Annotated in this window: 34 protein-coding genes, 1 tRNA gene and 1 pseudogene; 22 read left to right on the top strand and 14 right to left on the bottom strand. The window is 55.3% G+C overall.

Annotated elements, in window-relative coordinates:
• Positions 1-201, bottom strand: coding sequence for a DUF1654 domain-containing protein (locus tag I9H09_RS14800; RefSeq protein WP_005893485.1), 201 nt, complete (start codon positions 199-201; stop codon positions 1-3).
• Positions 202-390: 189 nt separating this feature from the next.
• Here I9H09_RS14800 and I9H09_RS14795 point away from each other — a divergent pair, with 189 nt between their 5' ends.
• The 8 genes from I9H09_RS14795 to I9H09_RS14760 all read left to right on the top strand — a co-directional run bounded on the left by I9H09_RS14795 (position 391) and on the right by I9H09_RS14760 (position 7,797).
• Complete coding sequence (locus I9H09_RS14795; RefSeq protein ID WP_005893482.1) at positions 391-615, top strand: YgdI/YgdR family lipoprotein; 225 nt, start codon at positions 391-393, stop codon at positions 613-615.
• Positions 616-857: 242 nt separating this feature from the next.
• Positions 858-1,778: a sugar ABC transporter substrate-binding protein gene (locus I9H09_RS14790; RefSeq protein WP_371903754.1), complete on the top strand. Its 921-nt coding sequence runs from the start codon at positions 858-860 to the stop codon at positions 1,776-1,778.
• 57 nt (positions 1,779-1,835) lie between these two features.
• On the top strand, positions 1,836-3,389 hold the full coding sequence (locus I9H09_RS14785) for a sugar ABC transporter ATP-binding protein (protein ID WP_122323696.1): 1,554 nt from the start codon (positions 1,836-1,838) through the stop codon (positions 3,387-3,389).
• Positions 3,386-4,378, top strand: coding sequence for an ABC transporter permease (locus I9H09_RS14780; protein WP_024669837.1), 993 nt, complete (start codon positions 3,386-3,388; stop codon positions 4,376-4,378). The genes I9H09_RS14785 and I9H09_RS14780 overlap by 4 nt, the downstream gene beginning before the upstream one ends.
• 1 nt (position 4,379) lies before the next feature.
• Positions 4,380-5,396 (top strand): LacI family DNA-binding transcriptional regulator, encoded by a 1,017-nt coding sequence (locus I9H09_RS14775; protein ID WP_054991264.1) that lies wholly within the window; start codon positions 4,380-4,382, stop codon positions 5,394-5,396.
• A 30-nt stretch (positions 5,397-5,426) separates the two neighbouring features.
• Positions 5,427-6,347, top strand: coding sequence for a ribokinase (gene rbsK, locus I9H09_RS14770; RefSeq protein ID WP_122313441.1), 921 nt, complete (start codon positions 5,427-5,429; stop codon positions 6,345-6,347).
• Positions 6,344-6,748: a D-ribose pyranase gene (rbsD, locus tag I9H09_RS14765; RefSeq protein ID WP_005893469.1), complete on the top strand. Its 405-nt coding sequence runs from the start codon at positions 6,344-6,346 to the stop codon at positions 6,746-6,748. Before rbsK ends, rbsD begins: the two co-directional genes overlap by 4 nt.
• A gap of 23 nt (positions 6,749-6,771) precedes the next feature.
• Positions 6,772-7,797, top strand: a complete 1,026-nt coding sequence (locus I9H09_RS14760) for a nucleoside hydrolase (protein WP_122347175.1) — start codon at positions 6,772-6,774, stop codon at positions 7,795-7,797.
• Positions 7,798-7,820: 23 nt separating this feature from the next.
• Here the strand turns inward: I9H09_RS14760 and I9H09_RS14755 are convergent, their stop codons facing one another.
• Positions 7,821-8,015, bottom strand: coding sequence for a hypothetical protein (locus I9H09_RS14755; protein ID WP_005893462.1), 195 nt, complete (start codon positions 8,013-8,015; stop codon positions 7,821-7,823).
• Between the two features lie 309 nt (positions 8,016-8,324).
• Between I9H09_RS14755 and I9H09_RS14750 the strand changes: the two genes are divergently transcribed.
• Positions 8,325-8,660, top strand: a complete 336-nt coding sequence (locus I9H09_RS14750) for an I78 family peptidase inhibitor (protein ID WP_122323699.1) — start codon at positions 8,325-8,327, stop codon at positions 8,658-8,660.
• Between the two features lie 65 nt (positions 8,661-8,725).
• On the opposite strand, the gene I9H09_RS14745 is transcribed toward I9H09_RS14750, so the two are convergent.
• Together I9H09_RS14745 and I9H09_RS14740 are read right to left on the bottom strand one after the other, a co-directional pair.
• Positions 8,726-8,938, bottom strand: coding sequence for a cold-shock protein (locus tag I9H09_RS14745; RefSeq protein ID WP_002553156.1), 213 nt, complete (start codon positions 8,936-8,938; stop codon positions 8,726-8,728).
• Positions 8,939-9,233: 295 nt separating this feature from the next.
• A complete protein-coding gene (locus I9H09_RS14740; protein WP_005893458.1) occupies positions 9,234-9,539 on the bottom strand; it encodes a hypothetical protein in 306 nt (101 codons plus the stop codon).
• A gap of 365 nt (positions 9,540-9,904) precedes the next feature.
• Between I9H09_RS14740 and thrS the strand changes: the two genes are divergently transcribed.
• From thrS to I9H09_RS14695, 9 genes are all read left to right on the top strand, one after another.
• Positions 9,905-11,827 (top strand): threonine--tRNA ligase, encoded by a 1,923-nt coding sequence (thrS, locus tag I9H09_RS14735; protein WP_122347176.1) that lies wholly within the window; start codon positions 9,905-9,907, stop codon positions 11,825-11,827.
• Complete coding sequence (infC, locus tag I9H09_RS14730; RefSeq protein ID WP_170855886.1) at positions 11,827-12,378, top strand: translation initiation factor IF-3; 552 nt, start codon at positions 11,827-11,829, stop codon at positions 12,376-12,378. The genes thrS and infC overlap by 1 nt, the downstream gene beginning before the upstream one ends.
• Positions 12,379-12,438: 60 nt before the next feature.
• Positions 12,439-12,633 (top strand): 50S ribosomal protein L35, encoded by a 195-nt coding sequence (rpmI, locus tag I9H09_RS14725; RefSeq protein WP_002553160.1) that lies wholly within the window; start codon positions 12,439-12,441, stop codon positions 12,631-12,633.
• 29 nt (positions 12,634-12,662) lie between these two features.
• Positions 12,663-13,019 (top strand): 50S ribosomal protein L20, encoded by a 357-nt coding sequence (gene rplT, locus I9H09_RS14720; RefSeq protein ID WP_002553161.1) that lies wholly within the window; start codon positions 12,663-12,665, stop codon positions 13,017-13,019.
• Positions 13,020-13,122: 103 nt separating this feature from the next.
• Positions 13,123-14,139 (top strand): phenylalanine--tRNA ligase subunit alpha, encoded by a 1,017-nt coding sequence (pheS, locus tag I9H09_RS14715; protein WP_122347177.1) that lies wholly within the window; start codon positions 13,123-13,125, stop codon positions 14,137-14,139.
• A 28-nt stretch (positions 14,140-14,167) separates the two neighbouring features.
• On the top strand, positions 14,168-16,546 hold the full coding sequence (gene pheT, locus I9H09_RS14710; protein ID WP_122347178.1) for a phenylalanine--tRNA ligase subunit beta: 2,379 nt from the start codon (positions 14,168-14,170) through the stop codon (positions 16,544-16,546).
• Positions 16,547-16,549: 3 nt separating this feature from the next.
• Entirely contained in the window at positions 16,550-16,852 is a 303-nt protein-coding gene (gene ihfA, locus I9H09_RS14705) for an integration host factor subunit alpha (protein ID WP_002553164.1), read from the top strand.
• Positions 16,833-17,189 carry a MerR family transcriptional regulator gene (locus I9H09_RS14700; protein WP_005893448.1) on the top strand — a complete coding sequence of 119 codons (357 nt, stop codon included), beginning with the start codon at positions 16,833-16,835 and terminating at the stop codon, positions 17,187-17,189. The genes ihfA and I9H09_RS14700 overlap by 20 nt, the downstream gene beginning before the upstream one ends.
• A gap of 88 nt (positions 17,190-17,277) precedes the next feature.
• Positions 17,278-17,354, top strand: a tRNA-Pro gene (locus I9H09_RS14695).
• A gap of 88 nt (positions 17,355-17,442) precedes the next feature.
• Here the strand turns inward: I9H09_RS14695 and I9H09_RS14690 are convergent.
• Entirely contained in the window at positions 17,443-18,018 is a 576-nt protein-coding gene (locus tag I9H09_RS14690) for a tyrosine-type recombinase/integrase (RefSeq protein ID WP_329610885.1), read from the bottom strand.
• Positions 18,019-18,412: 394 nt separating this feature from the next.
• On the opposite strand from I9H09_RS14690, the gene I9H09_RS14685 reads away from it, so the two are divergent.
• Both I9H09_RS14685 and I9H09_RS14680 read left to right on the top strand, forming a co-directional pair.
• Positions 18,413-18,658 (top strand): hypothetical protein, encoded by a 246-nt coding sequence (locus I9H09_RS14685; RefSeq protein ID WP_122313466.1) that lies wholly within the window; start codon positions 18,413-18,415, stop codon positions 18,656-18,658.
• A gap of 392 nt (positions 18,659-19,050) precedes the next feature.
• Positions 19,051-19,284 carry a hypothetical protein gene (locus I9H09_RS14680; RefSeq protein ID WP_024669845.1) on the top strand — a complete coding sequence of 78 codons (234 nt, stop codon included), beginning with the start codon at positions 19,051-19,053 and terminating at the stop codon, positions 19,282-19,284.
• 154 nt (positions 19,285-19,438) lie between these two features.
• Here the strand turns inward: I9H09_RS14680 and I9H09_RS14675 are convergent, their stop codons facing one another.
• The 4 genes from I9H09_RS14675 to I9H09_RS14660 form a co-directional block, all read right to left on the bottom strand.
• Complete coding sequence (locus I9H09_RS14675; RefSeq protein ID WP_235661337.1) at positions 19,439-19,957, bottom strand: DUF7168 domain-containing protein; 519 nt, start codon at positions 19,955-19,957, stop codon at positions 19,439-19,441.
• Positions 19,958-20,061: 104 nt separating this feature from the next.
• Positions 20,062-20,250 (bottom strand): hypothetical protein, encoded by a 189-nt coding sequence (locus I9H09_RS14670; RefSeq protein ID WP_024669847.1) that lies wholly within the window; start codon positions 20,248-20,250, stop codon positions 20,062-20,064.
• Positions 20,247-20,585: a hypothetical protein gene (locus I9H09_RS14665; RefSeq protein WP_236502387.1), complete on the bottom strand. Its 339-nt coding sequence runs from the start codon at positions 20,583-20,585 to the stop codon at positions 20,247-20,249. The genes I9H09_RS14670 and I9H09_RS14665 overlap by 4 nt, the downstream gene beginning before the upstream one ends.
• Positions 20,586-20,601: 16 nt before the next feature.
• Positions 20,602-21,021, bottom strand: coding sequence for a hypothetical protein (locus I9H09_RS14660; RefSeq protein WP_122347180.1), 420 nt, complete (start codon positions 21,019-21,021; stop codon positions 20,602-20,604).
• A gap of 276 nt (positions 21,022-21,297) precedes the next feature.
• Between I9H09_RS14660 and I9H09_RS14655 the strand changes: the two genes are divergently transcribed.
• Positions 21,298-21,537, top strand: a complete 240-nt coding sequence (locus I9H09_RS14655) for a hypothetical protein (protein ID WP_080268167.1) — start codon at positions 21,298-21,300, stop codon at positions 21,535-21,537.
• A 319-nt stretch (positions 21,538-21,856) separates the two neighbouring features.
• On the opposite strand, the gene I9H09_RS14650 is transcribed toward I9H09_RS14655, so the two are convergent.
• The 3 genes from I9H09_RS14650 to I9H09_RS14640 form a co-directional block, all read right to left on the bottom strand.
• Positions 21,857-22,501 carry a MazG-like family protein gene (locus I9H09_RS14650; protein ID WP_122347181.1) on the bottom strand — a complete coding sequence of 215 codons (645 nt, stop codon included), beginning with the start codon at positions 22,499-22,501 and terminating at the stop codon, positions 21,857-21,859.
• A complete protein-coding gene (locus I9H09_RS14645; protein WP_024669849.1) occupies positions 22,498-22,779 on the bottom strand; it encodes a hypothetical protein in 282 nt (93 codons plus the stop codon). Before I9H09_RS14645 ends, I9H09_RS14650 begins: the two co-directional genes overlap by 4 nt.
• 680 nt (positions 22,780-23,459) lie before the next feature.
• Positions 23,460-23,780, bottom strand: coding sequence for a DUF2388 domain-containing protein (locus tag I9H09_RS14640; RefSeq protein ID WP_235661336.1), 321 nt, complete (start codon positions 23,778-23,780; stop codon positions 23,460-23,462).
• Between the two features lie 304 nt (positions 23,781-24,084).
• Between I9H09_RS14640 and I9H09_RS26965 the strand changes: the two genes are divergently transcribed.
• Positions 24,085-24,312 carry a hypothetical protein gene (locus tag I9H09_RS26965; protein WP_122347195.1) on the top strand — a complete coding sequence of 76 codons (228 nt, stop codon included), beginning with the start codon at positions 24,085-24,087 and terminating at the stop codon, positions 24,310-24,312.
• A gap of 110 nt (positions 24,313-24,422) precedes the next feature.
• On the opposite strand, the gene I9H09_RS27220 is transcribed toward I9H09_RS26965, so the two are convergent.
• Both I9H09_RS27220 and I9H09_RS27215 read right to left on the bottom strand, forming a co-directional pair.
• Positions 24,423-25,286, bottom strand: coding sequence for a methyl-accepting chemotaxis protein (locus tag I9H09_RS27220; RefSeq protein WP_371903753.1), 864 nt, complete (start codon positions 25,284-25,286; stop codon positions 24,423-24,425).
• Positions 25,278-26,042, bottom strand: a pseudogene (locus tag I9H09_RS27215) (MCP four helix bundle domain-containing protein); the annotation flags it as partial. The pseudogene I9H09_RS27215 and the gene I9H09_RS27220, both read right to left, overlap by 9 nt.
• Between the last annotated feature and the right edge of the window lie 97 nt (positions 26,043-26,139).

The raw sequence follows: 26,139 nt of genomic DNA, 5'->3' as shown, positions 1-26,139 counted from the left end.
TCAATCTTCCTTCGGCAATGTCCAGAATATCTGTACGCCACCATCATCGCGCCAGGCGAGGGTGACATTATCGTTTTCGGCTATTTCTTCAAGGATCTGCGCCCAGTCGTCTTCCGACTCGTCAGGCTGACGAAAAAGCAGGGCGGCCCTGGATTTTTGCGCAGTCGGCGAGTTGATGATCTTCTGTACCCGTATACCCATGCGCTCGTAGGGGCCGGGAGTGGAGGGGGTCGCTGCGGTTTGTCTTGCCACGGAAAAAGTCCCTGAAGTTGCTGTACGGGCATACAGTATTTCAGTGTCGGATCTTTCGCAACTCCTATGTAAGATAAAGTGCCTGAAGTGGCACACTGCTCGTCTTGAGAACATTTCATAAAACATGAGGAGTTACGCATGAATATCAAGTCACTCACATTCCCGCTGCTGGCTGCGGCAGCCTTGGTGTTGGCAGGGTGCTCCACACCCTCTGTCGTCACACTGCAGAACGGTACGCAGTATGTGACCAAAGACATGCCCAAAACAAAGACGCGGGACGGTTTTTATGAGTTTGAGGACATTTCCGGCAAGACAATCCGTATAAAGGCTGACGACGTCGCTACGGTCAGGCCAGAAAACTGATTGAGCCTGTCAGGCATACAGTAAGGCTGATCGCTCTCGTTCGGCACGAGGCGCGATCAGTCAGACAGATTTCATTTTCAGTGGATTGACAAAGTCTGCGGCTTTTTTCATAGTTCGCTCCTCGCAAACGTTTGCGTGTCGATGCCTGGCGTCGGCTCTGCGTCGTTCGCCCGAAAAATAATCACAAGATCGGAGATGAACTCATGAAGCTGCCATTCGCTGGACGCCTTCTCGCTGTCGCCATGTTTGCTGCCGTTACGGCGGTAATGCCCCTCTCTGCTGCATTTGCCCAGACCCCGGAAAAACCCAAGGTCGCGCTGGTCATGAAATCACTGGCTAACGAATTTTTCCTGACCATGGAAGACGGCGCAAAGGCCTACCAGAAAGAACACGCCAACGAATTCGATCTGGTCTCCAACGGGATCAAGGACGAGTCCGATACTTCTGCCCAGATCCGCATCGTCGAACAGATGATTGTTTCCAGGGTTGATGCACTGGTGATCGCGCCTGCCGACTCCAAGGCACTGGTCCCAGTGCTCAAGAAAGCCACGGATGCCGGTATCAAAGTCGTCAACATCGACAACCAGCTCGACCCTGACGTGCTCAAAAGCAAGCAGCTGCAAATCCCGTTCGTAGGGCCTGACAACCGCAAGGGTGCTGAGCTGGTAGGCGATTACCTGGCTAAAAAACTGACCGCGGGCGATGAGGTGGGCATCATCGAAGGCGTGTCGACCACCACCAACGCCCAGCAGCGTACCGCCGGGTTCAAGGACGCCATGGATAAGGCGCAAATGAAAGTAGTGTCCACGCAGTCCGGCAACTGGGAAATCGACAAGGGCAACGCGGTCGCCTCTGCGATGCTTAACGAATACCCGAACCTGAAGGCTTTGCTGGCCGGTAACGACAGCATGGCGTTGGGTGCGGTCTCTGCCGTGCGTGCGGCAGGCAAGGCTGGCAAGGTCATGGTTGTGGGCTACGACAACATCAATGCAATCAAGCCGATGCTCAAGGATGGTCGTATTCTGGCCACGGCTGATCAGTTTGCCGCCAAGCAGGCTGTCTTCGGCATCGAAGCTGCGCTCAAACTGGTCAAGGGCGAGAAGGTCGACACCAACGAGAAAGGCGTTATAGAAACGCCTGTAGAACTCGTTACCCAACCTTGATCCACGCCGCGTAAAAAAGGCGTCCGTCCCTGAACAGGCGGGCGCCGGGAGAAATGTATGTCAGCGTCTGCTCAGACAGCTGTTCTTTCGGTCAGTGGCATCGGTAAAACCTACGCGCAACCCGTACTCGGTGACGTCGACCTGACGCTCATGCGGGGTGAAGTGTTGGCCCTGACCGGGGAAAACGGTGCCGGTAAAAGCACCCTGTCGAAAATCATCGGTGGGCTGGTTACGCCGACCACCGGGCACATGGAGTATCAAGGGCAGCCTTACGCACCGACGAATCGCACCCAGGCAGAAAAACTTGGTGTGCGGATGGTCATGCAGGAGTTGAACCTGCTGCCGACCCTGACCGTTGCCGAAAACCTGTTTCTTGATAATCTGCCGCGCCGCGCTGGCTGGATCGACCGCAAGCGCCTGCGCGAAAACGCGATCAAGGCAATGGCCCAGGTAGGGCTGGACGCAATTGATCCCGATACGCTGGTGGGTGAGCTGGGTATCGGCCATCAGCAGATGGTTGAAATTGCCCGCAACCTGATCGGCGACTGCCACGTTCTGATCCTTGACGAACCCACTGCCATGCTCACCTCGCGTGAGGTAGAGATGCTCTTTGAGCAGATCACGCGTCTGCAGGCTCGCGGTGTCTCGATTATCTATATCTCCCACCGCCTCGAAGAGCTCGCCAGGGTTTCCCAGCGCATTGCGGTGCTGCGTGACGGAAAACTGGTGTGCGTCGAGCCCATCGCTCGCTACAACAGTGAACAACTGGTCACTTTGATGGTTGGCCGCGAGCTGGGCGAACACATAGACATGGGGGCTCGGCAGATTGGCGAAGTGGCGCTGTCGGTCAAGGGGCTCAGCCGTGTCGGCAAAGTCGAAGATGTATCGTTCGACGTGCGACGCGGTGAGATTTTCGGTATTTCCGGGCTGATCGGTGCCGGGCGAACCGAACTGCTGCGTCTGATCTATGGCGCTGACGTTGCCGACAGCGGTGCAATCGAAGTCGGCCAGCCGTTGCAAAAGGTCGCCATTCGCTCGCCATCTGATGCCGTCGAGCACGGCATTGCCCTGATCACCGAGGACCGCAAGAGCGAAGGCCTGCTGATGTCGCAATCCATCAGCGCCAACATCGCCTTGGGCAACATGCACTCCATCTCTCGTGCAGGCCTGGTGAATGCTGATGAAGAGCTGAAGCTGGCACAGCGACAAGTCGCGGCCATGCGCATTCGCAGCTCAAGCCCGACCCAACTGGTGTCCGAACTGTCGGGTGGTAATCAGCAGAAGGTCGTGATCGGTCGCTGGCTGGAGCGTGATTGCCCGGTAATGCTGTTCGATGAACCGACCCGCGGCATCGATATCGGCGCCAAGTTCGATATTTACGCACTACTCGCTGAATTGACCCGTCAGGGCAGGGCGCTGGTAGTGGTGTCCAGCGATCTGCGCGAACTGATGCTGATCTGCGACCGTATCGGCGTGTTGTCGGCCGGCCGCCTGATCGACACGTTCGAACGTGATAGCTGGACCCAGGACCAATTGCTTGCCGCTGCCTTTGCCGGTTATCAGAAACGTGATGCGCTGCTCAATGATGCAGCGCCCAGGAACGACTCATGAAAAATACGCCTTCCCCGACGCTGACAGTGCCGGCCCGCCGCGGCGGCAATTATTTCGGCCTTGGAACCTATATAGGCCTGGCTGGCGCATTGCTGGTCATGATTGTGCTGTTTTCCATTCTCAGCGATCACTTCCTGTCGTATCAGACGTTCAGCATGCTGGCCAATCAGATCCCTGACCTGATGGTGCTGTCTGTCGGCATGACACTGATTCTCATCATCGGTGGCATCGACCTGTCGGTCGGTTCGGTACTGGCGCTGGCTGCATCGGCGGTCAGTGTGGCTATCCTGGGGTGGGGCTGGAGCGTGTTTCCGGCTGCACTGCTGGGCATTGCCTGCGCGACCCTGGCCGGCACGATCACTGGTTCTATCACCGTGGCGTGGCGTATTCCTTCGTTCATCGTGTCCCTTGGCGTGCTGGAAATGGCCCGCGGTGCGGCTTACCAGATGACCAATTCACGCACGGCCTATATCGGCGATTCATTCGCGTGGTTGTCCGATCCGATTGCTTTCGGTATCGCCCCGTCGTTCATCATTGCGCTGTTGGTCATCTTCATTGCTCAGGCAGTGCTGACCCGCACGGTTTTTGGTCGCTACCTGATCGGTATCGGCACCAATGAAGAAGCGGTGCGTCTGGCAGGCATCAATCCCAAACCCTACAAGATTCTGGTGTTTTCGCTGATGGGCATGCTGGCCGGTGTGGCGGCGCTGTTTCAGATATCGCGACTGGAAGCAGCAGACCCGAATGCCGGCGTCGGCCTTGAACTGCAAGTCATCGCTGCCGTGGTGATCGGTGGCACCAGTTTGATGGGCGGTCGTGGTTCGATCATCAGCACGTTCTTCGGCGTGCTGATCATCTCGGTGCTGGCTGCAGGCCTGGCGCAGATCGGGGCGACCGAACCGACCAAGCGCATCATCACCGGCGCGGTCATCGTGATCGCTGTGGTGCTGGACACCTACCGCAGCCACCGGGCACGGCGCCAGGGATGATATGGCCACCATCAAGGATGTAGCGGCGCTGGCAGGGATCTCGTACACCACGGTTTCTCACGTGGTGAACAAGACCCGGCCGGTGAGCGAGCCGGTCCGGCTCAAGGTCGAGGCCGCCATCGCGCAACTGGGCTACGTTCCCAGTGCGGTTGCGCGGTCGTTGAAGGCCAAGACCACGTCCACCATCGGTCTGCTGATTCCTAACGGAATGAATCCGTATTTTGCCGAGCTGGCCAGGGGTATAGAGGATTATTGCGAGCGCAACGGCTTTTGCGTGATCCTCTGCAACTCCGATGACAACCCGGAAAAACAACGCAGCTACTTGCGCGTGCTCCTGGAAAAGCGAGTGGACGGTCTGATTGTCTCGTCAGTGGCAGGTGATGCCAGTATTACTTCTGGCCTGACCGATGTACGGACTCCACTGGTGATCGTCGACCGCGAACTTGAAGGCATCGATGCCGACATGGTGCGCATCGATCACGAGCAGGGCGCCTATCTGGCGACCCGGCATTTGCTGGACCTCGGGCATCGGCATATTGCCTGCATCGGCGGCCCTGACGAAAGCATGGTCGCTGGAATGCGCCTGGCAGGTTATCGGCGGGCCATGCAGCAGGCCTCTCTGGAAGTCTGTGAGGGTTGGGCAGTACACAGCGAGTTCACCAGTTCGGCCGGCCACGAAGCGGCGGTCCGGCTTTTGACCGGACATGCGCCGACAGCCATCTTTGCCGGCAACGACGTCATCGCCATCGGTGTGCTGCGTGCTGCCGCCGAGCGTTCGATTCGTGTGCCTCAGGACCTGTCGGTAATCGGTTTCGATGATATTCAGATGAGTCGTTACGTCTATCCGGCGCTGACCACCGTGGGGCAGTCGATCATGCAGTTGGGTGAAACCGCAGCCGAGATGCTGTTATGCAGAATCGCCGCTCCGCCCGGCGCAGCTGTCGAGAAACGACTTGTAAAGCCTTGTCTTGTAGTGCGTGAGTCCACGGCGCCGCCAAGCGCGCCGTCCCATGAATGATGCGCACGCCCAGTAATGAGTAAATAAGCCATGCAAGCAAAAATAGTGATAGTGGGCAGTCTGAACATGGATCTGGTGATCCGCGCCCAACGCCTGCCGCGCCCCGGCGAAACACTCAGCGGGGAAACGTTCGATACTGTGCCCGGCGGCAAAGGGGCCAATCAGGCCGTTGCGGCTGCGCGCCTGGGTGCTGGTGTGGCAATGATCGGTTGCGTGGGAGCCGACGCCTATGGAGAGCACCTGCGTGCCGCGTTGCTGGCCGAGAGCATTGACTGCCAGGCCGTTACGGTCGTGGAAGGCGTCTCTACCGGGATCGCTTCGATCGTAGTCGACGCCAACAGTCAGAATGCAATTGTGATCGTGGCAGGCGGCAACGGTCGCCTGACGCCTGCGCTGATCGAGCGTTTCGACGCACTTCTGGCAGGTTCCGAGATTGTTATCTGCCAGCTGGAAGTGCCGACCGAAACCGTTTTCCATACCCTGACCCGTGCTCACGCACTGGGCAAGACCGTGATTCTCAATCCAGCGCCCGCCAGTGAGCCGCTGCCCGAGAACTGGTACGGGCTGATCGATTATCTGATCCCCAACGAAAGCGAAGCGCAGACCCTTACCGGCGTGACGGTCGATTCGCCCGCAGCTGCCGAAAAAGCTGCCGCGACGATGCTGGCGGCCGGTGCGCGCAACGTCATCATTACCCTTGGCGAGCGTGGAACGTTGTTTGCCAGCGCCGACGGTGTGCAGCATATTGACGCACGTCGCGTGCGGGCCGTGGACACCACCGCCGCAGGTGATACCTTTGTCGGCGGTTTCGCAGCCGCGCTGGCAGCCGGGCAGAGTGAGCCGCAGGCCATTCTGTTTGGCCAGGCGGCGGCTGCCATCTCTGTCACCCGAGCGGGTGCACAGCCGTCCATCCCGACGTTAGGGGAAGTAAAGGAATTCATGTCGTTATGAAAAAAACACCGCTACTCAATATTGCCTTGTCCCGTGTGATCGCTTCGCTGGGGCATGGCGACATCCTGATGATCGTAGACGCCGGAATGCCGGTGCCGCCGGGTGTCGAGCTGATTGACCTGGCGCTCACCCGTGGTGTGCCGGATTTCGTCAGTGTGCTGGATGTCGTGCTGAGCGAAATGCAGGTCGAAAGCCATGTTCTGGCCAGTGAAATGGCGGAGATCAAGCCGCCCGCCCTGCAGATCATCGAAAGCCTCAACCTAGATGATCAACTGGGTCAGCAACGCTGGATCAGTCATGAAGACCTGAAAGCCTTGAGCCGCACAGCCAAGGCGATCATTCGCACTGGAGAGTGTCAGCCGTACAGTAATCTGGCGCTGGTGTCCGGAGTGGTGTTTTAACTATTCAAGAAAGGGAGTTTCATATGAAGTTGATACAGTTTTCCAGGCAGTTAATTCGGGGAGCATTGCTGTTGTCCATCCTGAGTACCGCTGCTGTGCAGGCAGCAGAAAAGCGTGACCTGATCATCGATACCGACCCGGGCGCGGACGATGTCGTCGCGCTGCTACTGGCGCTGGCTTCTCCGCAAGAGCTGAACGTGATGGCCATCACGACCGTTGCCGGCAACGTGCGGCTGGACAAGACATCACGCAATGCCAGGCTGGCGCGCGAGTGGGCCGGGCGTGAGGAAGTGCCTGTGTATGCCGGAGCGCCCAAGCCATTGGTGCGCACGCCGATCTATGCCGAGAATGTCCACGGCCAGGAAGGTCTGCCAGGCGTGCCTATCCATGAGCCCGCCAAGGGCCTGGCCGAAGGCAATGCGGTCGACTACCTGATCCGCACGCTGAGCAAGGCCAAGCCACACAGCATCACCATCGCCATGCTCGGTCCGCAGACCAACCTTGCGCTGGCATTGGCGCAGGCTCCCGAGATTACTCAGGGCATCAAGGAAGTGGTGGTCATGGGCGGTGCGCATTTCAATGGGGGTAATATTACCCCGGCTGCCGAATTCAATCTGTTCGCTGACCCGCATGCCGCGCAGATCGTTCTGGCCAGTGGCGTGAAGCTGACTTACGTGCCGCTGGACGTGACCCACAAGATCCTCACCAGCGAACAACGACTCAAGCAGATCGCCGCGTTGAACAACAACGCCGGCAAGCTGGTGGACGGGATTCTCAATGAATACGTGAAGCTGGACATGGAACACTATGGGTTGCCCGGTGGCCCGGTTCACGACGCCAGTGTCATTGCCTGGTTGCTCAAGCCTGAGCTGTTTACCGGTCGGCAAATCAATGTCGCGATAGACACGCGTGAAGGCATCGGCTTTGGTCAGACCGTCGCTGACTGGTACGGCACCCTCAAGCAGCCGCAGAATGTGTTCTGGGTCGAAAATGGCGACGCTCAGGGCTTCTTCGATCTGCTGACCGAGCGTCTGGCGCGATTGAAGTGATCATGCCGTCTTGATGATCGGTATCAGGCAGGCAGTTTCGCTGCCCCGTACCGGCTCAATACCTGAGTGACAAAGGCGCGGGCACCCTCGGTGCCCAGTTCCTTGATCAGCAGATCGACTGCAATGATCATCAACTCTTCCGGGTTTCCCGGGCTGTGCGAGCATTGGCCTTGAGGCCACTTGGCTTTTATGTCCGCGTCTATGGATATGGCTGTCATGGTGTCTTATCTCCAGTGAAAGGTCCCGCATGACGCTGTGCGCTTCCCGGCGCTTGCGTCACTGGCAGTAAACCATTCCAGACGCGTTTTGACACTCCTACTTACATATAACGCTCATAGTCCTGATCAATAACGGGCCGGGTAAACGTTTTGTGACGATTTGATCGCGCACCTGGCGTGATGCCAAGGCAGACTCATGACCTTGCCAGATCAACCGCTTACTGATGGCCTGCGGGATACTGTGTGCAACCAACGCGTTTGAATGCGGTCGGACCAGGTCTGGAAATGTTTATTGGCAGAGGAGGGTGTATGCCCCGGAAATTCGCAACATTGGGTTTTGTCGTATTGGCGTCAGTGCTGGCAGGGTGCAGCAGTACGACATCCGCGCCGAGTGCCGAAGCGTCCGCCAAGGCGCCAGCGCCAGCCAGCACCGCTATACCGGGCCGCTGTGACGCAGAGTCTGGGCAGTTCGCCATCGGCAAGCAGGCTTCTATCGACCTTCTGTCGCAAGTGCGCGCTCGTACCGGGTCGCAGGATGCACGCATTCTCGGGCCTGACGACATGGTCACGCTGGAATACCGATCCGAACGGGTGAACGTCAATACCGATGCTGCGGGAAAGGTGACACGCATTAATTGCGGCTGAGGCGATGCTTTACTGGCGCGCATAAAAAACCCCGTCAGTGACGGGGTTTTTTTGTGTAGGGTGAATCAGTCAACGCGGACTTGTTCTGCTTGCATGCCTTTCTGGCCCTTAGCAGCAACAAAAGAAACGGTCTGACCTTCTTTCAGGCTTTTGAAACCGTCGCTTTCGATCGCTTTGAAGTGTACGAACAGGTCGTCACCGCCACCCTGTGGAGTGATAAAGCCGAAGCCTTTTTCATCGTTGAACCATTTTACGGTGCCGGTTTGGCGATTAGACATGGTGTATCTCCAGAAACATAATTTTCAATAAGCGTGCTGCTCAGGCCAACTGGGCACACGGCCCTATCATAGTCGAAATGAGCAAAAAAACAGCTACTCTGTCGAGCACTTTAGTCAAAGGTCACTCACATTAAGCTCTTCATACTCTGAATAGGGCCTGATGGAGCCCTCTCCAAGCGCCTGGCTTGCGTATTCTTGGTGTGTCAAAGGCCTGATTTAAAAGGCTTTAAGCCAAGCCGGGGTTCAGGGTCGCAAGCGCTGGAAGTGTCGATTTCGCCCCGGCCAAAAAAAGCGATTATTTTGTTCCGGTGCAGTTTTCGGTGACCAGTTTCTGCAGTTTTGCAGTCAGCGCGGCAGGTACTGCAGCTTTTGTATCACTGAGCGAGGCGATCTCCTTGTCGGTAAAATGGCTGTCGATCTGCTTCGCGGCGCATTCGCAGTGGGCTTTGGCGGTCTTGTCATCCAGCTTCTGTTGCTTGGCAGACGCCACACACTCTGTGGTGAAAGTGTTGCGTGTTGCACCGTCCATTTCTGCGTGGGCGCTCACTGAGCCAAAGGCCGCGCTTAGGGCGAGGAGGGATGTCAGATATGAAAGCTTCATGGTGTTCTCCTTTTTGCTGGACAAAAACGTGCATGGGTTTAGATGACTTCTGACGTCTGTCAGCTCCACCAGTTCAGGTCACCTGTTATTTACGCCTGATTTACGCCGATGTGCATCGGCAGCTCTCCGGCTGTGTTAGGATGCGCGTCCTGTTATTTTCAAGTGCTCCTTAGTCAGCGGTCTTCAGGCTGATGGTTTTTCAGTGCGGCACGCAGGTTTTTTCGTACATTCCAGTCATCTGGTTCGGTTCAAGGTTGGCCGCAAGGCTCCTGCCACTGTGAGGCAGGCATACCACCGAATCACGTACTGGCTCATCCCAACCCACGTGACCTTTGGTAGGGGTCACCACTAGGAGAGGAGGCGCCATGCCAACTATTACTCTTCCCGACGGCAGTCACCGTTCATTCGATCATGCGGTTTCCGTAGCCGATGTCGCGCTTTCAATCGGCGCAGGGCTGGCCAAGGCCACCGTTGCCGGTAAGGTCGACGGTAAGCTCGTCGATGCCTGCGACCTGATCGAAAACGATGCCAGCCTGCAGATCATCACCCCCAAGGATCAGGAAGGACTGGAAATCATCCGTCACTCTTGCGCCCACCTGGTCGGGCATGCGGTCAAGCAGTTGTATCCGACTGCAAAAATGGTCATCGGCCCGGTGATCGATGACGGCTTTTATTACGATATCGCCTATGAGCGCCCGTTCACGCCTGATGACATGGCGGCGATCGAGCAGCGCATGCAGCAGCTGATCGAGAAAGATTACGACGTCATCAAGAAAGTCACGCCGCGCGCCGAAGTGATCGAGGTATTCACCGCCCGTCACGAAGACTACAAGCTGCGCCTGGTCGAAGACATGCCGAACGAGCAGGCGATGGGCTTGTATTACCACGAAGAATACGTCGACATGTGCCGCGGTCCGCACGTGCCGAATACGCGCTTCCTGAAATCCTTCAAACTGACCAAGCTGTCCGGTGCCTACTGGCGCGGCGATGCCAAGAATGAGCAATTGCAGCGTATCTACGGCACCGCCTGGGCAGACAAGAAGCAACTGGCTGCCTACATCCTGCGCATCGAAGAAGCCGAAAAGCGCGACCATCGCAAGATCGGCAAGCGTCTTGGCCTGTTCCATACCCAGGAAGAAGCGCCGGGCATGGTCTTCTGGCATCCGCAGGGCTGGACCCTGTATCAGGTGCTTGAGCAGTACATGCGTAAGGTGCAGCGTGAGAATGGTTACCTCGAGATCAAGACTCCGCAAGTGGTCGATCGCTCGCTCTGGGAAAAATCAGGGCACTGGGCCAACTACGCCGACAACATGTTCACGACCGAGTCTGAAAACCGCGATTACGCCATCAAGCCGATGAACTGCCCTTGCCACGTGCAGGTGTTCAATCAGGGCCTGAAGAGCTACCGCGAGCTGCCGATGCGCCTGGCCGAGTTCGGTGCCTGTCACCGTAACGAGCCGTCGGGTGCCCTGCACGGCATCATGCGTGTGCGCGGGTTCACTCAGGACGACGCGCATATCTTCTGCACCGAAGATCAGATGCAGGCCGAGTCCGCCGCATTCATCAAGCTGACGCTCGATGTTTATGCCGATTTTGGCTTCAAGGACATCGAACTCAAGCTATCCACCCGTCCTGAAAAGCGTGTGGGTTCCGACGAATTGTGGGATCGTGCCGAGTCGGCTTTGGCCTCTGCGCTTGACAGCGCCGGCCTGCCTTACGATCTGCAGCCTGGTGAAGGCGCGTTCTACGGTCCGAAAATCGAGTTTTCCCTCAAGGACTGCCTTGGTCGGGTCTGGCAGTGCGGCACGCTGCAGCTGGACTTCAACCTGCCGATCCGCCTGAGCGCCGAATACGTTTCCGAAGACAACAGTCGCAAGAATCCGGTCATGTTGCACCGTGCGATTCTCGGTTCCTTCGAGCGTTTCATAGGTATTCTGATCGAGCATTATGAAGGCGCGTTTCCGGCGTGGCTGGCACCGACGCAGGCAGTGATCATGAATATCACTGACAAACAGGCCGATTTTGCCCTTGAAGTGGAAAAAACTCTGGCCGAAAGCGGGTTTCGTGCCAAGTCCGACTTGAGAAATGAAAAGATCGGCTTTAAAATCCGTGAGCATACTTTGCTCAAGGTTCCTTATCTCCTCGTGATTGGAGATCGGGAGGTTGAAATGCAAACTGTCGCTGTGCGTACACGTGAAGGCGCTGACCTTGGCTCGATGCCGGTCGCCCAATTCGCTGAATTTCTCGCACAAGCGGTTTCCCGGCGTGGTCGCCAAGATACGGAGTAATTATTATTAAGCGTGAAATGAGACAAGATAAACGAGCTGCACCCAAGGCCCCGATCAATGAAAATATCTCGGCCCGCGAGGTTCGTTTAATTGGCGCTGACGGCGAGCAGATTGGCATCGTCTCGATTGATGAAGCGCTTCGTATAGCCGAAGAGGCGAAGCTGGATCTGGTAGAGATTTCTGCCGACGCACTTCCTCCGGTCTGCCGTGTGATGGATTACGGCAAATCGATCTTCGAGAAGAAGAAGCAGGTTGCTGCAGCGAAGAAAAACCAGAAGCAGATCCAGGTTAAAGAAATCAAGTTTCGTCCAGGGACGGAGGAAGGGGATTACCAGGTAAAACTACGCAACCTGGTACGTTTTCTGAGTGACGGGGACAGGGCCAAGGTATCGTTAAGATTCCGCGGTCGTGAGATGGCCCACCAGGAGCTGGGTATGGAGCTGTTGAAGCGGGTTGAAGGTGACTTGCTCGAATACGGTTCCGTCGAACAGCATCCTAAGATGGAAGGACGCCAGCTGATCATGGTCATCGCCCCGAAAAAGAAGAAATAACCACCAGGGCACGGCAGGCCTTGCGGTTATATTTATCAACTGAATGCGGAGTATCCGAACATGCCAAAGATGAAGACTAAAAGTGGTGCAGCTAAGCGGTTTTTGAAAACTGCTAACGGCATCAAGCACAAACACGCTTTCAAGAGCCACATCCTGACCAAAATGTCGACAAAGCGTAAGCGTCAACTGCGCGGTAGCAGCTTGCTGCATCCGTCTGACGTGGCAAAAGTCGAGCGCATGCTGCGCCTTCGTTAATTTTGATCAAGATATAGAGGAAGTAACTCATGGCTCGTGTAAAGCGTGGCGTCATTGCCCGTAAGCGTCACAAAAAAATTCTGAAACTTGCAAAAGGCTACTACGGCGCGCGTTCACGCGTATTCCGTGTTGCCAAGCAAGCGGTAATCAAGGCAGGCCAATACGCCTACCGTGACCGTCGTCAGAAAAAACGTCAGTTCCGCGCTCTGTGGATCGCTCGTATCAATGCTGGTGCTCGTGTTAACGGTCTGTCCTACAGCCGTTTCATTGCCGGCCTGAAAAAAGCGTCCATCGAGATCGACCGTAAGGTTCTGGCTGATCTGGCAGTGAACGAAAAAGCGGCGTTTGCTGCGATTGTCGAGAAAGCTAAAGCCACTTTGGCCTAAGTCCCCGACAATCACTGGCCCCGGTCTCCGGGGTTGGTGTTAAACGTCATAAATAGGGGAAGAGCCTAAAGCTCTTCCCCTATTTTGTATCTGGAGTCTGTACATGGAAAACCTGGACGCGCTGGTCGCTCAAGCTCTTGAGGCTGTGCAAGGCGCCGAAGATATCAATGCCCTGGAGCAAATCCGGGTTCACTACCTCGGCAAGAAAGGCGAGTTGACTCAGGTTATGAAGACCTTGGGGAACCTGCCCGCTGAAGAGCGTCCGCAAGTCGGCGCGCTGATCAACGTTGCCAAGGAGCGTGTCACAGAGGTCCTCAATGCGCGCAAGGCGTCGTTCGAGCAGGCAGACCTTACTGCCAGACTCGCCGCCGAATGCATCGACGTGACCCTGCCGGGCCGTGGTCAGACCCCCGGTGGTCTGCACCCGATCACCCGTACTCTGGAACGCATCGAACAGTTCTTCACACACATTGGCTACGGCATTGCCGAAGGCCCGGAAGTCGAAGACGACTACCACAACTTCGAGGCGCTCAACATCCCTGGCCATCACCCGGCCCGGTCGATGCATGACACCTTCTATTTCAATGCGAACATGCTGTTGCGCACCCATACCTCGCCGGTACAGGTCCGCACCATGGAATCGCAGCAGCCGCCGATCCGCATTGTCTGCCCTGGCCGTGTGTACCGCAGCGACTCCGATATTACCCACTCGCCGATGTTCCACCAGATCGAAGGTCTGCTGGTTGATCGCGATATCAATTTTGCTGACCTGAAAGGCACCATCGAAGAGTTTCTGCGGGTGTTCTTCGAAAAAGAACTGGCCGTGCGCTTCCGTCCTTCGTATTTCCCGTTCACCGAGCCTTCTGCAGAAGTGGATATGGAATGCGTGATGTGCAGTGGCAAAGGCTGCCGTGTCTGCAAACAGACCGGCTGGCTGGAAGTCATGGGCTGCGGCATGGTTCACCCCAACGTCCTGCGCATGTCCGGCATCGACCCTGAAGAGTTTCAGGGTTTCGCGTTCGGCATGGGTGTAGAGCGTCTGGCCATGCTGCGTTACGGCGTCAATGATTTGCGCCTGTTCTTCGACAACGATCTGCGGTTCCTCGCGCAATTTCGCTAAGTCGTAACGAACCTTTCAGGAGAGCAGGATGAAATTCAGTGAACAATGGCTGCGCGGCTGGGTAAGCCCGCAGGTTTCTCGCGACGAGCTGGTTGCTCGTCTGTCGATGGCCGGTCTTGAGGTTGACAGCGTGACGCTGGCCGCCGGCGTTTTCACCGGCGTAGTGGTGGGCGAGGTGCTGAGCACCGAGCAGCACCCTGATGCCGACAAGCTTCGCGTGTGCCAGGTCAGCAATGGCAGCGAAACCTTTCAGGTCGTCTGCGGTGCGCCAAACGTGCGCCCGGGCCTGAAAATCCCGTTCGCCATGATCGGTGCCGAGCTGCCGGGCGACTTCAAGATCAAGAAAGCCAAACTGCGTGGCGTCGAGTCCAACGGCATGCTGTGTTCCGCTGCCGAATTGCAGGCCGGAGAAGGCAATGATGGCCTGATGGAGCTGGCGGCTGATGCGCCGGTCGGTCAGGACATTCGTGTCTATCTGGGCTTGGACGACGCCAGCATCGAAGTTGATCTGACCCCCAATCGGGGCGACTGCCTGTCAGTGGCTGGCCTGGCTCGTGAAGTAGGCGCGCTGTACGCCGCTGAAGTGACGCGTCCGCAGGTTGCCGCTGTTGCAGCTGTGCATGATGAGGTACGTCCGGTCGAAGTATTGGCGCCGGCTGCCTGCCCGCGCTATCTGGGTCGCGTTATCCGTAATGTCGACCTGTCGCGTCCGACTCCGCTGTGGATGGTCGAGCGCCTGCGTCGCTCCGACGTACGCAGCATCGACGCGGCTGTCGATATCACCAACTATGTGATGCTGGAACTGGGTCAGCCTCTGCATGCGTTCGATCTGGCCGAAATCAATGGCGGGATCCGCGTTCGCATGGCCGAGGAGGGCGAGAAGCTCGTTCTGCTCGACGGTCAGGAAGTCAGCCTGCGTGCTGACACACTGGTCATCGCCGACCACCAGCGCGCATTGGCTATTGCCGGCGTGATGGGGGGCGAACACAGCGGCGTGACTTCAGGGACCCACGATGTCTTCCTGGAAAGCGCGTTCTTCGACACCATCTCTGTAGCTGGCAAGGCGCGTTCCTACGGCCTGCACACCGATGCCTCGCATCGTTTTGAGCGTGGCGTTGACTGGCAACTGGCCCGTGAAGCCATGGAGCGCGCCACCGGCCTGCTGCTGGAAATCACTGGTGGCGAAGCCGGCCCTGTAATTGAAGTGACCAGCGAGCAGCACCTGCCTTCGATTGCGCCGGTTACGCTGCGCGCCAGCCGCGTCGAGCAGATGCTCGGTCTGGTCATTGAAAACGCTGAAATAGAACGGCTGCTGACGGGGCTTGGCCTGACAGTGTCTGCCGAAACCGATGGTCAGTGGCGTGTCGACGTGCCAAGTCATCGTTTCGACATCAGCCTTGAAGTCGATCTGATCGAAGAGCTGGCGCGTCTGTACGGCTACAACCGTCTGCCGGTTCAATACCCGCAAGCCCGTCTGGCACCTCAAGCCAAGGCCGAGGCCAAAGGCGATCTGCCAGAGCTGCGTCGTTTGCTGGTTGCTCGCGGTTATCAGGAAGCGATCACCTACAGCTTCATCGACCCGAAATGGTTCGAACTGTTTACTCCAGGTGCCAAACCTCTGCTGCTGGCCAATCCCATCTCCAATGACATGGCCGCCATGCGCGCCTCTTTGTGGCCCGGTCTGGTGAAAGCTCTGCAGCACAACCTGAATCGTCAGCAGGATCGCGTTCGCATGTTCGAAAGCGGTCTGCGCTTCGTCGGTCAGCTCGATGGCTTGAAACAAGAGCCGATGTTGGCAGGTGTGGTGTGCGGCAGCCGCCTGCCGGAAGGCTGGGCACAAGGTCGCGATGCGGTCGATTTTTTCGACGTCAAGGCCGATGTCGAAGCGGTTTTGGGTTTTGCCGGCGCGCTGGGGGAGTTCACTTTCACGCCGGGCCAGCATCCTGCCTTGCATCCAGGCCAGACTGCACGCATCGAGCGCGATGGTCGTGAAGTCGGCTTCCTGGGCGCCATCCACCCTGAGTTGTCAAAAAACCTGGGGCTGGATCGTCCAGTGTTTGTCTTCGAGCTGGTGCTGGCAGAAGTTTCGACAGGCCGTCTGCCGAAATTCCACGAGTTGTCGCGCTTCCCTGAAGTGCGTCGTGACCTCGCGTTGCTGGCCGATCGTGACGTTTCAGCGAGTGCCGTCATGGACGTAATCCGTGAAAATGCAGGCGAGTGGCTCACAGACCTCAGGTTATTTGATGTTTACCAGGGTAAAGGCATTGATCCACATAGAAAAAGCCTTGCAGTCGGCTTGACCTGGCAGCATCCATCGCGCACTCTTAATGACGATGAGGTAAACGCAACGACACTTGCTATCCTCACCTCGCTAGAGGAGAGGTTAAACGCCACGTTAAGGAAGTAGCGTATGGGGGCTCTGACGAAAGCTGAGATGGCCGAACGTCTGTACGAAGAGCTGGGCCTGAATAAACGGGAAGCCAAGGAATTGGTCGAACTGTTTTTTGAAGAAATCAGGCACGCTCTGGAAGATAACGAGCAGGTGAAGTTGTCAGGTTTTGGCAACTTCGACCTTCGAGACAAGCGCCAGCGGCCTGGGAGAAATCCCAAGACCGGTGAAGAGATTCCAATTACGGCGCGCCGTGTGGTCACCTTTCGTCCAGGGCAGAAGTTGAAAGCCCGAGTTGAGGCATATGCTGGAACCAAGTCATAACGACGAGCTGCCGCCCATCCCAGGCAAACGCTACTTCACCATCGGTGAGGTCAGCGAGCTCTGCGCGGTAAAACCGCACGTTCTGCGTTATTGGGAGCAGGAGTTTCCTCAACTCAACCCCGTCAAGCGACGCGGAAACCGCCGTTATTATCAGCGCCAGGACGTGCTGATGATCCGTCAGATCCGCGGGCTGCTCTACGATCAGGGCTTCACCATCGGTGGCGCCCGACTTCGCCTTACCACCGGAGAACCGAAAGACGATACCCAGCAGTACAAGCAGATGATTCGGGAGATGATTGCCGAGCTGGAAGACGTACTGGTCATGCTCAAGGCGTAATTGATCAGCCAGGATACTTCCAAAATTCAAACGCTTAGGGTATATTTCTCAACGTTTTCGCAAGTTGCAAAACAGATACACGCCTAGTCGGGGCGTAGCGCAGTCCGGTAGCGCACTAGCATGGGGTGCTAGGGGTCGAGTGTTCGAATCACTCCGTCCCGACCATATTTTGTTAAGGGGATCAGTCACTTACGGTACTGATCCCCTTTTTAATTTCCGGCCTGCGCAAAACCCGCGCAAAACTTGCGCAAAACTAATTCGAAAACTGGCTGATGTCGAGGTCGGGAACTGCCTCTGACCAGACGATTTCGACGTGGTCTTTCTGGTAGTTTTTCGTCATGTCCTCGCTCGCATGCCCTGCGATCTTTTGCCCGTCCTTTCCGGCTTTCTTGTATAGGTGCAGCGACAGTGCCCGCACTTCATGAAAGCCCGGCATTTCCTCGTCACTCCAATCCGCGTAGCACCCAGCATCCTCTCGCGCTGCCTTGAACGCGCGTGTCAAATATCGTTCTTCGATCTTCGTCCAGTGGTCCTTGGTCTGGGCCTGCTTTTGCTTCAGGCGCTCCGGGCGCCGGTGAACGAGATAGGGCGAAGCCACGTTGTCCCGGCACCGACTGATGACAGCCTGCAACTCTGGCGTCACTCGGAATCGAATCCAGGCTGCGTCACTGGCCTTGGCCGTCTTCTGCTGGATAACATACAGAAAGCCTTCCCGCACGTCCTCAAACTTCATGTCCAAAATGTCGGTTCGGCGCTGGGCTGTGATCAGTGCCAGATCGATCGCGTTCCGTAGCCGGTCACCGGTTTTTCCGTATGGGCATTTAGGCAAGGCTGCATAAGGTTGGGATCCGGTAGGCAACCACCAGTCGTGGCTACTTGCCGCTGGCGCTCAGCTATAACGTCGAGCGCTGCGCTGTTTAAAGTTTGTGAATTTTCTGAGGGCATTACTTCGTCCTTGCCGCACACGCGGCTGACAATGAGTTAACTGGTGTGGTTTTGATGAGGTCGATGCGATGTCGAGAGAGTAGGGATGTGAGCTAATTAAATAGCATCCTAATAAATTAAACTTTATTCACTTTTGGCGAGATACACCTGCTGTCATAAAGCATGTACAGTATTTACATAGCAGCTTATCTGCTATGTTACATATAAATCAGATGCTCTTATTCTGTTAGACTGTATGTTATTCGAGGAAATATCATGAGCATTACAAAAAAACCGTTCTGAAAGGGCTTGTCGTGACGACGTTCGCAGTGATTGGTTTGCAAGGCATCGCCGTTGCTAGCACTCGCACAGAAGCGTCACCTGCCTCTGCTGTTGAAAAATATGCTCCAGTGCAGGAGTCGGGTAAAGGCATGACCCGAGACACCAAAATTGTACCTGCACAAGTAGCTTCCCGCTTAAGGTGGTCAAGCACTCGCATCTATAACGCATGCGATGACAATGGTATGCCTTGCCCACATGGCTAATGCACCTGAGTGTTACAGAAGCCGCGAAGTATGTTTTCGCGGCTTTAGATTAAAATTATTTCAATGCTGTTATAAGTTATTTAAACGTCGTCTATCAAAAATTTCTAGGCCATGACTCTTCCTTGCCGCACACGCGGCTGATATTGAGCTAACTGGTTTAATCTTTATTAGGGTGATGCGGTGATAAGTGCGTGGGGAGTCAAGAAAATTTAGCGTCGCCTTAACAAATTGGATGTTTTTAACATTTAATACGTACACCTTTGTCAAAGGTTATGTATAGTATTTTCGTAACGGCTTATATGCTATGCAACATATAGCTATAGGCTTTTACACGGTTGAGCCATTAGTCATTCTGAGGAAATACAATGAACAGCATTACTAGAAAATCCGTTTTGAAAGGGGTTGTCGTGACAACTGTCGCAGTGATTGGCTTGCAAGGCATGGCATTCGCAGCGGCTTTCAAGCCATCCGCTCCTGTGGCCGATGTGAACCATGCGCTTGTGCAGGACGCAGGCAAGAATATCTCCAAGGACTCGAAAGCAGCGCCTATACAGGTAGCTGGCCGCATGTCATTAGGCACGAATCGCAATCAATGCGATATCGATCCCCTCCATTGTGGTGGCTAACGCTGCCGCAATTAAAACTGCTGCCGCGAAATAAGATTTGCGGCAGCACTTTAGTTTGGCTAGCAGTCGCCAGAAGAGATTGATTATGTTAGGGCTCCGACTGGCTGTCAGCCTATCGAGGCCCGCCGTTAAGTGTTTCATTTTTAGTCCGGGTTCAAGCTCTGGCAGATAGGGCGGGCGCATGCTCGGCACCACTGGCTAGGCATGCATGTAAGTCGACCTTGGTGCCGGCGAGCATTCCCGCTATCTGGGCGTTGAGGTCGAGCTCTGACCCTCTCACCTTTCTTGCTTTGCCCACCTGCTTGTCAGCAAGGTAGGTGTCAATCAGCGCTTGGTGATGGGCTTCAACTGATACAAGCCCAGGCCCTGCGCCTTTGTGTTCGGGCGTCATGTTTTCTTCGCCGCGCGGCACCAACTGTTGCAACTTGCTCTGTACCGCGAACACCCAAGCAATCGCAAAGTGATCGCCGGCAGTAGTGGCGGAATAGTTGCTCCGGTGAATACCAGCGCGCACCTCGGCGATGTAAGCGTTGCGAGCCTTGGTAAGCTTCGCAAGAAGAGTCTCGTAGGCGTACAGAGCGATATGCTGAGCAGGGCTCACTCCCATAAACTTGGCACGCTCTACGCGGTTTTTTTTCGTATCGCACCAATGGGTGTAGCGCAGGGCTTTCACGTTAAAAAAACCGTGGCCACAACTGCGCTAAGGTGTTGATCCCATACCGGGCGGCGCGCAGCTCTCCGCCCGCCGATCACCGGCAGGCTCTGTAGGGAAGGGTGTTATGGGTACTGGCGGGAAATTCGGTCGGCGATGGCTTCCAGCTGCTCGGCCATGTAATACATATCGTTGTTGTCGCGGCGGGATACGACTGGGGACCGGGCCACGTTGCGGCCCATGAGGATGCGCGCCGCGATGCGAATCAGCTCGGCTTCCAGTTTTCTGCTCACCCAGCCTTTAGGAAGAATCAAAGCTCCATATACTCTGATTCGTCGCCATCGCCGGGCGCAGATCCAGCCTTCGCGAGCGCGATCACTTTTTCTGCCTGCTCAAGCAGCTCAGGGTAATGGTCGTTCCAGTTCTGCTTATAGGCTTTGGTGAGTATCGCTTCGAGAGCTTTAAGGAACTCGGGAGCAGTGCGCATCAGGTAAGTGTTCGCCCAGCTTTGGTCGCCGATGAAGTGCTTGATGCCGTTGTGATCCATTGCCGCGATCGTGGCGATTTCCAGAGGCTCGCCATCTCTTTCAACGCCAATGCAGTAGTCTTGACGGTCTACTAACCATTGTTCTTTGGTGTGGTTGCTCATTAACAATCGCTCCAGTTCATGCCCTGGATGTACTCTCAAGCGACCATAAGGCTATCTGCCGGAACGGTGCTTTCGGTTTTACATCGCCGAAATACGCAATAGCGGCCTTGGCGCGCTCAAGCGACAGTTGGGCATGTCTCAACTGCCATGCTTTGCACTGTTTGTATGAGCGCAGCGCTAGCTCTTTACTGGTGTAGGCGAACCGCCCACCGTGCTCGCCGCCATCCTTGAGCACCCGCTTGCGATATTGCTTAAGCAGCGATTCCCGCTGAGATCCACCGAACAGGCTGTCGTGGAATTCAGACACGATGTACCAGCACTGCTCGGTTTCACCGACAACCACGTAACGCCTGCTAGTGACCGACAGGCCCTTTGGGTCTGATTCGTCGACGTATCGATAATGGTCCGGGCCGAGCTTTTGCTTTTCTTCGGGCATGACTTCGTCCTTGCCGCACACGCGACTGACATTGAGTTAATTAATTTGGTTTGATGAGGGGATTTGGTAGCGAGAGCGCAGAGAGACGAGCTAATTCAATAGCATCCAAACGAATGAAACTTTATTCACTTCTGGCGTGATACGCCTGTTGTCACAAAGCATGTACAGTCTATCCATAGCAGCTTGTCTGCTATGCACATATAAGTCAGATGCACCAATACTGTCGAACCATTGGTTATTAGAGGAAATATCATGAGCATTACAAAAAAAACTATTCTGAAAGGGCTTGTATTGACTACTGTCACGGTGATGGGCTTGCAAGGCATGGCCTTTGCGAGCACCCGTGCACAAGCCGCACCTGCTGCGATTGAAAAATATGCTTCCGTACAGGCTTCGGGTAATAGCGTTGTCCGCGACTCCACATCAGTGCCTGTGCAAGTAGCTTCACGCTTAAAATCAGGTTTGAGAATCAATAATGCGTGTGATGCCACTGTTAGTAATTGCCCGCACGGCTAAACCATCTGACTGAGACAGTGGCCGCAAACTAATACTTTGCGGTTTTATAGTGAAAGTGTCCAAATATCACGAATGACTTTTACAGAGTCTATTGACCTTTTCTGGGGCGAGGCTTCGTCCTTGCCGCACACGCGACTGACATTGAATTGATTGAGAGGGGGTTGTTACTGCGGGGGTGTTCGGGCGCACCGAGCAAAAGTGAGGCCCTGTCAAACCCTTGGAGAAGCGCTTTATGAGTTCAAGTATCGGCCTTCGGCGGTGATACTCGGTTGTTTCGGCACTGCCTGGGCAGCTGCACGCCAGCAGATTGGCCTGCTGGTCATGACTGGTCGACGTTCAGCTTCGCAACTTCATCAAGGCAGGCATTACACGGCTCGTACCAACCATCCTCAAGGCCGCGATGAAAAACTTCACGTTTGCCGTTACATGCTCCGCAAACGTCAGGTTCTTTCACTGGCTCGCACAGTCGTATCGAAGAACCGATACGCTCCGACACTTCGTCGAATTTAGAAACGGTTGCGGCGCCAAGATCAATACTCAGCTTGAACGCCAAAATATCGAGATAGCAATGAATGTCGGCGAGCTCTCTTGCGATATTTGGCAGTGCTGATTCTAGCGAGTAATCACCGCGATCAACCTTCTTGATGATGTTGGCGCATTCACCTGCTTCGCCGGTCAGAGCGTTCATCCAGTGTGCAGGCTGCCAGTTTTGTTCGCACAGCTTGTATTTTGACGATGCCAGGCGCTTCACGTTTGCTTGGCGCGATTTCTGAAAGCTCAAGCCGTCAAGTTCCGCCTCCCCGCCGAGCGCTGGCGGTTGATCTGCTTCGGCCTGCTGCTCAAAGTAAGCCTGCGTCACGGTGCGCATCTGTGTGAAAACTCCGCACGGGCCGAGCTTTTGAACTTCGTCCTCGATGCGACTGAACTGGCTACGAAGCCAGTCGGGTATTGGGTGCTTGCTCATGATTTCACCCCGACTACTTTCTCCAAGTCTTCAAACACGCGGCGGTAAGCGCTGCTACCTTGGTTTGCGATCCGTGCTACCCGCAGCGTTTCGATAGCCGCAGCCCGCAACCCATCCCGCTCATTCGAAACGTCGGCCAACTGCTGGCGGAGGCCATCGATTGTGCTCATTGCGGAGTTGACGTTCTGGGCGCCCAGCACTGCTGCATTCACTACCGGATTGCCCGAAGAAAATGTTTCGTCGCAAGCATTGATCAGTTCAAGCATCGTCTTATTCATTTCGATTCCTTCGCGCTCTGCGCATAACGGGCCTGACGCGCTTTGAAGCAGGCCTTGTGGTTTCCTCGGGCGCGGTAGCCGTTGCAGATATCGCAAAGGCCATCGCGGGTCAGCCAGGGGTGGGCAGGTTTTCGGGTTTGGTGGGGCTGCGTAGGGCGTTCAAGCTGCTCGCTCCATCCAATCAGACGGACGTCTAACCGGGTTTTCGAAAAACCAAGGCGCGCGTGCCAACTGCCCAATCATCCGGCATTGTTCAGCGATCAGCGCCGCCTTGGCCTGGAAGAATTTGTTTTTGCCAGCCTTGGCGGCGAAGTGAGGCGTTCCTGACACCGCGACATCTGTGCATGGCGGGAATCCGGCCACAAATCGGACACAGCCCGAAGATATCGCCTCTCGACGGACAGGGAAGAACTCAGTCACCGGTATCGACTTATCAAGACTGGGTTCGGCTCGCGCGATCACAGCACTGGTAGTGAAGCTGAAAGAGGATATGCGGGGCAGGGGGCTTGCTTCTGGCTGGCAGGAAAAAGCGATGAGGGGGTAGAACGAAAAAGCCTGGCGCTGGGCCGGGCTATCGCGAGTCCTTATGATGCTTGGTGGGTCTTGAGGATTAAGGCGCCAAGGCGATGCGCCGCGATACATGGGAAGGGTTGATAGGAAAAACCAAGCGATTGAAGTGCTTAGTGGGTGGCGGTGATGGCATTAGCCAGTTGTAGGTCGGACATCAAAGGCGATTTGGCAGTGCAGCGGTAGTGTCGGACTGCCTGCTCAAATTGCGCGCCACGGATCTCTCCATCCGAGCCGATAAAAGTTAGAGCATCGTCACGAGCTGGCGTAAAAAAGTCAGCGATTTTTTCGGATGACATTGTAGTCCCCAAAGCCGTCGCGAGCGTACTTAACCTGACGTAATCAGCGGCTTTAACCTTAGCAATCCAGGCTTTGCACTTGTCGCCGTCACCCTCATCGAAGCCCTGGGAGGTCGGGATGCTGGAAAAAATCATTTCCGTCGCGAGTGACGGTCGCTGGCTGAATGAGCACGATTTTTTCTTCGGGCATGACTTCGTCCTTGCCGTACACGCGGCTGAAATTGAGTTAATTGGTGTAGTTTCGATGAGGTCGATTCGGTGTCGAGAAGGGGGAGATGTTAGCTAATTCATTAGCAAGCAAACGAATGAAACTTTATTTACCTTTTGCGCGATACAGCTGTCGTCACTAAGTATGTACAGTATTTCCATAGCAGTTTGTCTGCTATGCCACCTATAAATGACTAGAGGAAACACCATGAACATCACAGGGAAATCCGTTCTGAAAGGGCTTGTCGTGACTACTGTTGCAGTGATTGGCTTGCAAGGCATGGCATTCGCAGCGGCTTCCAAGCCATCCGCTCTTGCAGCCGATGGGAGATACGCTCTTGTTCAGGACGCAAGCAATGCCTCCAAGGAGTCGAAATCAGCCCCTATCCAGGTAGCGGCGCGTGTTCCAAATAATTCGAATCTCAATGATCCATGCCATAACATCCGACACTGTGACTAACACTATCGCTATTAAAACAGCTGCCGCAAAATAAGGTTTGCGGCAGCACAGCTGAAGCACATAGGCATCTGGATGCGCACTATATACGCGCGCGTCCTGATCAGCCCCATTCAGGTCTTGAACTTATTGACCAATACTCCAAATGAGGCGGCAAGGCGAGAAAGCTCGGCGCTGGAAGCATTGGTTTGGTGTGCGCCAGTTGCGGTCTGAGTGGAGATGTCTTGAATATTAACCAAGTTTCGGTCTACTTCTCGAGCGACGTGAGCTTGCTCTTCGGCGGCACTTGCGATCACGAGATTTTTCTCATTAATCATTGAGACACCTTCGGTAATTCTGTCTAGCGCGTAGCCTGCCTGAATGGCTTGATCACGGGTTTCTCCTGCAAGGCTCCTACTGTTATTCATCGCGATCACTGCTTCATCCGCACCCGCACGAATTTGGGCCATCATCGCCTCAATGTCTGCGGTCGATGCCTGCGTTCGGTGCGCAAGGGCACGTACTTCATCGGCTACTACCGCAAAGCCGCGACCCTGCTCGCCAGCCCTGGCTGCCTCAATTGCGGCATTCAACGCCAAAAGGTTGGTTTGCTGAGCTATGGACTGAATGACTGCAAGAACTCCCGTGATCTCATTGACTCTGGTGGCGAGTACCGTGACCTTTTCAGTCGATTGAGAAATCTGCTCTGCCATTGTATTAACCGATCCAACAGCATTCTTTACTTGATCACGTCCTTCAATAGCACTGCGGCTAGTTTCTTCAGAGGACTCAGATGCTCCTGAGGCATTGCGCGCTACCTCCTCCACAGCGGCTGTCATCTGGTTCACCGCCGTGGCGGCTTGCTGGATTTCATCGTTCTGGCGTATCAGTGCTTTGGAACTTTCCTCCGTAACTGCATTCAGTTCTTCGGACGCAGATGCCAATTGATCAGCCGCACCAGCGATCTCTTTAATCGTATCTCTTAAGTTAACTTGCATGGTGCTTAGTGCTGATTGCAGTGTGCTGATCTCGTCATTTCCATTCACATCAATTTTTTGAGAAAGGTCGCCGTCGGCCACTTGTTTTGCGGTCCGTAGAGCTCCTGAAAGCGGTCGAGTGATCGAGCGTGTTACCAATAAGCCCAGAATAATTGCAGCAACAAACGCGATAACTACGCCTATGCCCAATGAACCGTAAGCGGCGCTCGAAGTCTTAGCGGCTTCTAGTGCGACGTCGTCACTCTGGCGCTTGTTAGACGCTACTATTATTTTTAGCTCATCATTTGCGTTCTTGTATGCAGGGTCCACCTCTTGTGCGAATACCCTGCTCGCGCTTTCAAGGTCACCGTTCGCCGCTAATCCGATCACGCGAGAGGATGCGTTAATGTACGCTGGCCAGTCTTTCTCAAACTGATCACCTGCAGCTTTTTCATCGTCTTCCAGGGGTGTTTGCCGGTACACATTGAATAGTTGCTCTACCTCTTTTTGGTTGTCAGCTATGGACTTCAATACCTCGTCGTATTTAGCTTGGTCTGCCTTTGCATATTTATACAGCAGTGCGCGGTGCAAGTCGCGATAGTGTGCTATAGCATTTGAGCGTGCGTTACTCGTGTTGTATACAGAGACGAGGTTGTTGCTTACAATCCCATCTACGCTGTTTTTGAGGCCAGTGATGCCCATGTATCCGACAAGGCCGACGCCTAGCGTGACAACTGCGCATACTACGAACGCAGAAATCAGGCGTGTTGATAACATAGTGCCGCGTAAAAGATTCATCGCCGTGCAGCCTTCCTTGATTTCCCTATCCGAACTAGAAGGGTAATGCAGTTGTATCGGCCAGCTACTGCCTTTC

This window comes from Pseudomonas tremae (assembly GCF_023278125.1).
Taxonomy (GTDB): domain Bacteria; phylum Pseudomonadota; class Gammaproteobacteria; order Pseudomonadales; family Pseudomonadaceae; genus Aquipseudomonas; species Aquipseudomonas tremae.
This window is presented reverse-complemented; position numbering and strand designations above follow the sequence as displayed.

Coding starts and splice junctions, on each gene's coding strand:
- I9H09_RS14800 (WP_005893485.1), bottom strand. CDS start 201: ATGGGTATACGGGTACAGAAGATCATCAACTCGCCGACTGCGCAAAAA.
- I9H09_RS14795 (WP_005893482.1), top strand. CDS start 391: ATGAATATCAAGTCACTCACATTCCCGCTGCTGGCTGCGGCAGCCTTG.
- I9H09_RS14790 (WP_371903754.1), top strand. CDS start 858: ATGTTTGCTGCCGTTACGGCGGTAATGCCCCTCTCTGCTGCATTTGCC.
- I9H09_RS14785 (WP_122323696.1), top strand. CDS start 1,836: ATGTCAGCGTCTGCTCAGACAGCTGTTCTTTCGGTCAGTGGCATCGGT.
- I9H09_RS14780 (WP_024669837.1), top strand. CDS start 3,386: ATGAAAAATACGCCTTCCCCGACGCTGACAGTGCCGGCCCGCCGCGGC.
- I9H09_RS14775 (WP_054991264.1), top strand. CDS start 4,380: ATGGCCACCATCAAGGATGTAGCGGCGCTGGCAGGGATCTCGTACACC.
- rbsK (WP_122313441.1), top strand. CDS start 5,427: ATGCAAGCAAAAATAGTGATAGTGGGCAGTCTGAACATGGATCTGGTG.
- rbsD (WP_005893469.1), top strand. CDS start 6,344: ATGAAAAAAACACCGCTACTCAATATTGCCTTGTCCCGTGTGATCGCT.
- I9H09_RS14760 (WP_122347175.1), top strand. CDS start 6,772: ATGAAGTTGATACAGTTTTCCAGGCAGTTAATTCGGGGAGCATTGCTG.
- I9H09_RS14755 (WP_005893462.1), bottom strand. CDS start 8,015: ATGACAGCCATATCCATAGACGCGGACATAAAAGCCAAGTGGCCTCAA.
- I9H09_RS14750 (WP_122323699.1), top strand. CDS start 8,325: ATGCCCCGGAAATTCGCAACATTGGGTTTTGTCGTATTGGCGTCAGTG.
- I9H09_RS14745 (WP_002553156.1), bottom strand. CDS start 8,938: ATGTCTAATCGCCAAACCGGCACCGTAAAATGGTTCAACGATGAAAAA.
- I9H09_RS14740 (WP_005893458.1), bottom strand. CDS start 9,539: ATGAAGCTTTCATATCTGACATCCCTCCTCGCCCTAAGCGCGGCCTTT.
- thrS (WP_122347176.1), top strand. CDS start 9,905: ATGCCAACTATTACTCTTCCCGACGGCAGTCACCGTTCATTCGATCAT.
- rpmI (WP_002553160.1), top strand. CDS start 12,439: ATGCCAAAGATGAAGACTAAAAGTGGTGCAGCTAAGCGGTTTTTGAAA.
- rplT (WP_002553161.1), top strand. CDS start 12,663: ATGGCTCGTGTAAAGCGTGGCGTCATTGCCCGTAAGCGTCACAAAAAA.
- pheS (WP_122347177.1), top strand. CDS start 13,123: ATGGAAAACCTGGACGCGCTGGTCGCTCAAGCTCTTGAGGCTGTGCAA.
- pheT (WP_122347178.1), top strand. CDS start 14,168: ATGAAATTCAGTGAACAATGGCTGCGCGGCTGGGTAAGCCCGCAGGTT.
- ihfA (WP_002553164.1), top strand. CDS start 16,550: ATGGGGGCTCTGACGAAAGCTGAGATGGCCGAACGTCTGTACGAAGAG.
- I9H09_RS14700 (WP_005893448.1), top strand. CDS start 16,833: ATGCTGGAACCAAGTCATAACGACGAGCTGCCGCCCATCCCAGGCAAA.
- I9H09_RS14665 (WP_236502387.1), bottom strand. CDS start 20,585: ATGAGCAACCACACCAAAGAACAATGGTTAGTAGACCGTCAAGACTAC.
- I9H09_RS14660 (WP_122347180.1), bottom strand. CDS start 21,021: ATGCCCGAAGAAAAGCAAAAGCTCGGCCCGGACCATTATCGATACGTC.
- I9H09_RS14650 (WP_122347181.1), bottom strand. CDS start 22,501: ATGAGCAAGCACCCAATACCCGACTGGCTTCGTAGCCAGTTCAGTCGC.
- I9H09_RS14645 (WP_024669849.1), bottom strand. CDS start 22,779: ATGAATAAGACGATGCTTGAACTGATCAATGCTTGCGACGAAACATTT.
- I9H09_RS14640 (WP_235661336.1), bottom strand. CDS start 23,780: ATGATTTTTTCCAGCATCCCGACCTCCCAGGGCTTCGATGAGGGTGAC.
- I9H09_RS27220 (WP_371903753.1), bottom strand. CDS start 25,286: ATGCAAGTTAACTTAAGAGATACGATTAAAGAGATCGCTGGTGCGGCT.